A 6,353-nucleotide genomic window follows, 5' to 3' on the forward strand; every position below is an offset into this window, starting at 1 on the left:
CCCTCGCGTGTTCCCCAGCCTGCTTCCGGGCCAGCCGCAGTTCGTTTACCCGACGACTCGGTAATGCCGGGGTTCCGACCGCCCTCGTCGACACACACGATATCCCCTCATTTGACATGACGTTGTGGAGATAAGTATGCCGAACGACCGTAAAGAGTGGGCCCAGCGGCTCCCGGAGTTTCTCGTCGAAGCTGAAACACTCCTGGCTAAAACCGAGGAATGCCTGAGTCATCTGCAGTTGATCAGCAATGACAAGGACGCCATCGACTGCATGCTCAGCATACTGCTCAAGCTGGCCAACAAGGCCGATGCCCTGGCGTTGGCGGCCGTGTCTGAATTTTCTCTACATATTCATGGCCTGCTGAACCACGCACAGAACACGATGAGCCTGCACGACGAGGCGCTGGGTGCCCTGAAAGACTGCCTGACCCTGATTGCCTGGCAACTCGAACTCATCGACCAGACCACCGGGCAACTCAGCCTCGACGACAGCGAGCAGGTCACCCTGATCGAAGCCTTTGCCTTTCAGGTAGGGCAAAGCCGATTTCAACCACCGGTCAATTCCAGGCCGTTCACCCTCGTATCCCATTCGGAACGACAGGCCTGAACTTGCCAAACCATGCCGTAAGGTGTGTTTTGGTTATCAATACCGCGCTGCAACTTGAGTGCGCACATGTCGCAAATGAATACTTCATAGCCATAAACGACATCTTGTAACAAACACTAATTCCCATCGACAGTTACGTGCCTGTCTTCACCAAGGTATTAACCCAGGGACAATCGTCAACTTGCGACCGCAACAACCAACTTGTTCAGTATGGAACCATCGCCCTGTTCCTGACCTTTCAGACATACATACGAACGCGACCAACGGTATCTTAAGTGCTACTATGCCGCCTGTTAGTTGGCGCCAATTAATGGCAGTGTGATTGCAGTCGGACAGCCTGGGGCTGATTTCTCCAACAAAAAAGATTAGATCCCGTTGAAGTCGACGCTCCACATTAAAAACCAGGGGCCTGTCAGCCAGCATGACCGGTCAGCCCGCAGCGTACATCCATTGGCTCCATCCGCTATGCACGCCAGTCTCAAGTCAATCGCCATGTGGCCACCCTCCCGAGAAAGTGCACGCACATTCACGCTATTGCTATGCGCCTGCTCGACGCTCGGCAGTTTGCTGGTCTATGGCTTGTCCATTCCGTTGCCCCTGGCGTTGCTGGCGCTCAACGTAGCTGCACTGACCAGTGTTGCGGTGCAGTACCGCCTCTCGCGCAAATCCATCAAATTCCAGCCCCAGGAACTGGCCGACCGGCTGTTGCAGGTTCAGGAAAACGAGCGTCACCGGCTGAGCCGGGAACTGCATGACGATATCGGCCAATTGCTCACCGCTGCAAAACTGCAAAGTGACTGGCTCAAACGCCGAATGCCCGAAGAACTCCAGGGTCAATGCTCGCTCCTCTGCGACACACTGGAAGAAACCCTGACCAAAGTTCGTGACGTATCCGCCATTCTCAATCCCCGGCAGTTGACCAGCCTTGGGCTGGAAGCCAGTCTGCGCGCGCACCTGCTCAAGACCCTGGCCAACACCCCGGTGCACTGGAGCCTGGAATGCCAGCAGCGCCTGACCGGCATACCGGAGGAAATGGCCGTGGCCGCTTTCCGTATCACCCAGGAAGCGGTCACCAACATCCTGCGACATGCCCAGGCCAAAAACCTGCTGGTATGCCTGCAGCGCCTGCCCCAAGGCCTGAAGTTGCAGATCAGCGATGATGGTCAGGGCTTCGCTCCCGCACCAGACCCTGGTCGCGAAGGGCAACGCGGTATGGCCGGGATGTCGGAACGGATCGATCAACTGGGCGGTACACTGACCGTTACCAGCGAGCCGGGCAAAGGCACTCGAATCGAAGCTCTTTTTCCCTGGGCGCCCCGTGCGCTCGAACGGGCCAGCCCGAATAAGGTTATGCATTGACTTGTAATTTACTACTGGTGGATGACCACTCGCTGATCAGGGCTGGYGTGCGCGCCCTGGTAATGGATCTGCCCGGCTATGCCGTCATCGGTGAGGCCAATGACGGCTCGCAGTTGCTCGAAATGGTCGGGCATCTGTCCCCCGATATTGTCCTGCTGGATATTTCGATGCGCCAGACCGGCGGCCTCGAAGCCTTGCAGCAGCTCAAGCGAGTGCGTCCGCAGAGCAAGGTCCTGATCCTCTCGATGCACACCGACCCGGACCTGATCATGCAGGCTCTGGAGTCCGGAGCCCACGGCTACCTGCTCAAGGACACCACGGCGACCGAACTCGAGCACGCGCTGGATGCCTTGCGCAACAACGAGCGTTATTTGAGCCCGGCCATTGCCCACACGGTGATCAATCAGGCGTTGAGCCGAAACCAGAAGCACCAGCCCGAACCTGCCGACTCGCACAACCTGACGGCACGTCAGCTGGAAATCCTGCGGTTGATCGTTCGCGGAAAATCCACCCGAGAGATCGCCAACGGCCTGGGACTGAGCATCAAGACCGTCGAAACCCACCGCTCGCAGATCATGAAGCGTCTGCAGATCTACGATGTGGCCGGCCTGGTGCTGTTTGCGGTGCGCGAACAAATCATCAGCCTTGATGACTAGTCGCCTCACTGGCATTCAATAGCGGCGAATCCTCAGGTAAATCCACGAGCAGCGCCGCTGAGCGAACCGAGAAACGCAGGTTATCCCCTTCCAGCGGCTCACCATCCAGATTGATATAAAGCCCTTCCGAGACCTTGATCTCGACCCGGGGCAGGCGCGCACGGACCAACATGCTGTCAATGCCGAAGCCTTCGGTCAGCAGGTTTTTCTACGTCCCGTCCACCTCCTGCCAGTCTCGTTGACCTCCCCCCCGTTAAAAGTCGCAAGAAAATGAATTATTTCCAGGCAAAACGACACGGCAGGATTTTTCTTACAAAACGTGAGGAATCGGCTCAATTGACCAGAAATCTGAATTGATAGACCTTGGGGTTACAGCAGRACATCACAAGGACGTGCCATGCAACCCCAAAACCTCGCATCACCGGCCATTTCGGTCTTGCCGCTCACAGATAATAAAATCACAGGCCATCGAGCTGAATGCCGCAACAGCATGAAAGCCACGGGAGAAGTTGATATGGAACCTCGCGTCACCGAGCTGGAAACACACCTCAAGTGCATTCGCAGGGACATGGAAGAAGCCCGGGATGACGTCAAATCCATCAAGCACAGGCTTGCCTATTCCGCCGGCGGAACAGCGGTCATCCTCGGCCTCCTTGGCTGGATCGCCAATAGCCGTTTCGAGCAGGTTATTTCATTGCTTCTGGCGCATTGAGTTGCCTTCAACACAAGACCCGGTTCAAGCAACCGGGTCTTGTGCGGCTAAGCCGCCGAAGCCATCAGCTCAGGACTTCGCTCAACGGAATGAAGAAAATGCTGTCGCCCTGCACCAGCGTGCGACCTTCCAGGACTTCTACCAGTCCATCAGCCCAGGCAGCGCTACGCAGCACACCGGAACTCTGGTTTTTGTAGATCGTCGCCCTGCCGTTTTCCAGCCGTCCACGCAAATACTCACGCCGATTGCCGGGCTGGAGCCAGTCAAACCCCGCCGGCACCTGCACCTTCAGCGGCTCAACGTCTTCCACACCCTGACGACGCAAGAGATAGGGCCTGGTCAACAAAGCAAAGGTCACGAGGGTCGATGCCGGATTGCCCGGCAAGCCGATCACCGGCACACCGCGAAAATGTCCGAACGTCAGCGGTTTACCGGGCTTGATGGCGAGTTTCCACAGCGTCAATTCGCCTTCTTCGCGCAAGGCGATGCCCAKGAAATCGGCTTCTCCTACCGATACACCACCGGTCGAGAGGATCAGGTCGACATCCCTCAATTCACCCAATCGGGAGCGAGTGGTTTCCAGATTGTCCGGAAGAATCCCCGCGTCGACGACCTCACATCCCAAACGTTGCAACCAGCTGCACAACAACACCCGGTTGCTGTTGTAGATCTGTCCCGGCCCCAGCGTCTGCCCGGGCTCAATCAATTCGTCGCCGGTAGACAGCACCGCCACACGTACCTTGCGAACCACTTCCAGCTCAGCGCATCCCAAGGAGGCAGCCAATCCTTGCTCGATCGGTCCCAGCCGCGTACCTGCCGGCAGAATCAACTCGCCGATGGTCGTTTCCTGGCCTTGCGGACGGATGTTCTGGCCCTGGGTCAAGGATCCAGTGAAACGTACTCGCCCATCGGACTGAACTTCGGCGTTTTCCTGCATCTCGACGCAATCGGCACCGGCGGGAACAGGCGCGCCGGTGAAAATGCGCGCACAGGTTCCTGGCTGCAATGGATCGGGGGCCTGACCGGCAAACACCTTCTGACTGACCACCAACGGCTCTCCCGTCCAGTCAGCCATGCGCAAGGCATAACCGTCCATGGCGCTGTTGGGCCAGGGCGGCAGATCAAGCGTCGATACCAGATCTTCAGCCAGTACACGCCCCTGTACCTGCGCCAACGGCAAGCGTTCACGCTCGACAATCCTTGAGGCCTCGGCCATTTCCAGCAAGCGCGCCAACGCCAGCTCGACAGGCATCAGACTGCCAGCCTTGCCAGGCTTACCCGCGGGATTCACAAGGCGCCGCCTGTTTCAAGTGAGGCACGAAATTGCACGGGCGATGCCGCGAATCCAGCTGCTCGGCAAGTATGCCGTCCCAACCGGTGCGCACGGCATTGGTCGAACCCGGCAAACAGCAGACCAGTGTGCCGTTGGCCAATCCGGCCAAAGTCCGGGACTGAACGGTCGAGGTGCCGATATCGGCAACCGAGATCTGGCGGAACAGTTCACCAAATCCGTCAACCTGTTTGTCCAGCAGGCAGCTGACGGCTTCCGGCGTGCTGTCACGCCCGGTAAAACCGGTTCCGCCGGTGATCAGCACAACCTGCACGACATCGTCGGCAATCCAGTTGGCAACTTGCGCGCGAATTTTGTAGAGGTCATCTTTGAGCAACACCCGGGCCGCCAGGTAATGTCCGGCAGCGGTCAAGCGGTCGACAAAAACCTGACCCGAGGTGTCGGTTTCCAGTGTGCGGGTATCGCTGACAGTCAGCACTGCGATGTTCAGCGGTGCGAAAGGTACATCAGCCTTGGCTTTCATAGGCTCGTCCAGTTGTAGGAGAAACAGCCCGGTGTTATATCACAGCGCTCCGTTTTTTCGCCGCTCCCATGGAGACCTGCCATGACCACGAATTCACAATTGCCACCCTGCTCCATTCTGCTCCTGGCGGGCGGACGTGGCCAACGTATGGGGGGGCGGGATAAAGGCTTGCTGGACTGGCACGGTGAACCGCTGATTGCACACTTGCATCGCAAGACCCGTCCGCTGACCGATGACCTGATCATCTCCTGCAATCGTAACCTTGAAAAGTATGGGCCCTACGCCGACCAGTTGGTCCACGATGATGAGGGTGACTTCCCCGGGCCTCTGGCCGGAATTCGCGCAGGTCTGAAAGCGGCTCGCCATACTCATCTGCTGGTCCTGCCATGTGACGTTCCGGGCATTGATGCGGCACTGATCGGCAACATGCGCGAGACCGCCAACCTGCATCCGGACAAACCGCTGATGGTGCGCCATGACAATCACTGGGAGCCGTTGTTGTGCGTGATTCCCGTGGAACACAGGGCGGCGTTCGAGAATGCCTGGAACGAAGGTGAACGCAGCCCTGGCCGGTTAATGCGCAACCTCGGCGCGACAGCGCTGCAATGCCCCGACAACGACCCTCGGCTGGCCAACCTCAACACGCCGGAACTGTTAAGCGGTCATAACACTGTGTCAGACTGACTTTCATCAGGAACTTGCACGGACGGTGCACGTCTCAGGTTCAGTAACCAAAGATTTCTTATTCGGAGACACACACATGACTCAACGGACCCTCGCCACTTTCATGCTCGCACTCGGCCTCGCAACTCTCGCCGGTTGTGCATCGCCTACGGTGATCACCTTGAATGACGGTCGCGAAATCCAGGCCGTCGACACGCCACAGTTCGACAAGGATTCCGGTTTCTACGAATTCGAACAGCTCGACGGCAAACAGACCCGCATCAATAAAGACCAGGTTCGTACCGTTAAAGAGCTGTAATCCTGGCGCCGCCGAATACACAAAAGCCCGCTTGATGCGGGCTTTTTCACGTCTGAAGAACAGCGTTTCAGGGTAATGCCAGTCAGTTAGCCGCGACACCCTTTGTAGCAGCTGCCGAGCCCGCGAGGCTGCGTTCGGCTGCATAGCAGTCGTGAGTCCAGCTGACGCGGTCTGCCTGACGTACCGCAATGACTGATTTTACGACTGCTTCGCAGCCGAACGC

General features: G+C 57.8%; 8 protein-coding genes and 1 pseudogene. 6 read left to right on the forward strand and 3 right to left on the reverse strand.

What is annotated here, in order from left to right; all coding sequences use genetic code 11:
* Positions 1-136 precede the first annotated feature (136 nt).
* The 3 genes from AB4Z35_RS20495 (at position 137) to AB4Z35_RS20505 (ending at position 2,622) form a co-directional block, all read left to right on the forward strand.
* Positions 137-607, forward strand: coding sequence for a hypothetical protein (locus tag AB4Z35_RS20495; protein ID WP_442099036.1), 471 nt, complete (start codon positions 137-139; stop codon positions 605-607).
* Between the two features lie 465 nt (positions 608-1,072).
* Complete coding sequence (locus AB4Z35_RS20500) at positions 1,073-1,966, forward strand: sensor histidine kinase (protein ID WP_442099038.1); 894 nt, start codon at positions 1,073-1,075, stop codon at positions 1,964-1,966.
* Positions 1,963-2,622 (forward strand): response regulator, encoded by a 660-nt coding sequence (locus AB4Z35_RS20505; protein ID WP_442099040.1) that lies wholly within the window; start codon positions 1,963-1,965, stop codon positions 2,620-2,622. Before AB4Z35_RS20500 ends, AB4Z35_RS20505 begins: the two co-directional genes overlap by 4 nt.
* On the opposite strand, the pseudogene AB4Z35_RS20510 reads toward AB4Z35_RS20505, so the two are convergent.
* Positions 2,606-2,830 (reverse strand): annotated as a pseudogene (locus AB4Z35_RS20510) (lipid kinase YegS); the annotation flags it as partial. The gene AB4Z35_RS20505 and the pseudogene AB4Z35_RS20510 overlap by 17 nt on opposite strands.
* Positions 2,831-3,019: 189 nt before the next feature.
* Between AB4Z35_RS20510 and AB4Z35_RS20515 the strand changes: the two are divergent.
* On the forward strand, positions 3,020-3,334 hold the full coding sequence (locus AB4Z35_RS20515) for a hypothetical protein (protein WP_442099042.1): 315 nt from the start codon (positions 3,020-3,022) through the stop codon (positions 3,332-3,334).
* A gap of 64 nt (positions 3,335-3,398) precedes the next feature.
* Here AB4Z35_RS20515 and AB4Z35_RS20520 read toward each other — a convergent pair whose 3' ends face one another.
* Positions 3,399-4,625, reverse strand: a complete 1,227-nt coding sequence (locus AB4Z35_RS20520; protein WP_442099044.1) for a molybdopterin molybdotransferase MoeA — start codon at positions 4,623-4,625, stop codon at positions 3,399-3,401.
* The gene (gene moaB / locus AB4Z35_RS20525; protein ID WP_007990181.1) at positions 4,609-5,148 is read right to left on the reverse strand and encodes a molybdenum cofactor biosynthesis protein B; all 540 of its coding nucleotides are present in this window, start codon (positions 5,146-5,148) and stop codon (positions 4,609-4,611) included. Before moaB ends, AB4Z35_RS20520 begins: the two co-directional genes overlap by 17 nt.
* A gap of 81 nt (positions 5,149-5,229) precedes the next feature.
* On the opposite strand from moaB, the gene mobA reads away from it, so the two are divergent.
* Both mobA and AB4Z35_RS20535 read left to right on the forward strand, forming a co-directional pair.
* Entirely contained in the window at positions 5,230-5,832 is a 603-nt protein-coding gene (mobA, locus tag AB4Z35_RS20530) for a molybdenum cofactor guanylyltransferase MobA (protein WP_116264800.1), read from the forward strand.
* Positions 5,833-5,908: 76 nt separating this feature from the next.
* Positions 5,909-6,130, forward strand: a complete 222-nt coding sequence (locus tag AB4Z35_RS20535; RefSeq protein ID WP_007994800.1) for a YgdI/YgdR family lipoprotein — start codon at positions 5,909-5,911, stop codon at positions 6,128-6,130.
* Positions 6,131-6,353 lie beyond the last annotated feature (223 nt).

The sequence above is a fragment of the Pseudomonas sp. KB_15 genome (assembly GCF_052114525.1).
In the GTDB taxonomy this organism is placed as follows: Bacteria; Pseudomonadota; Gammaproteobacteria; order Pseudomonadales; family Pseudomonadaceae; genus Aquipseudomonas.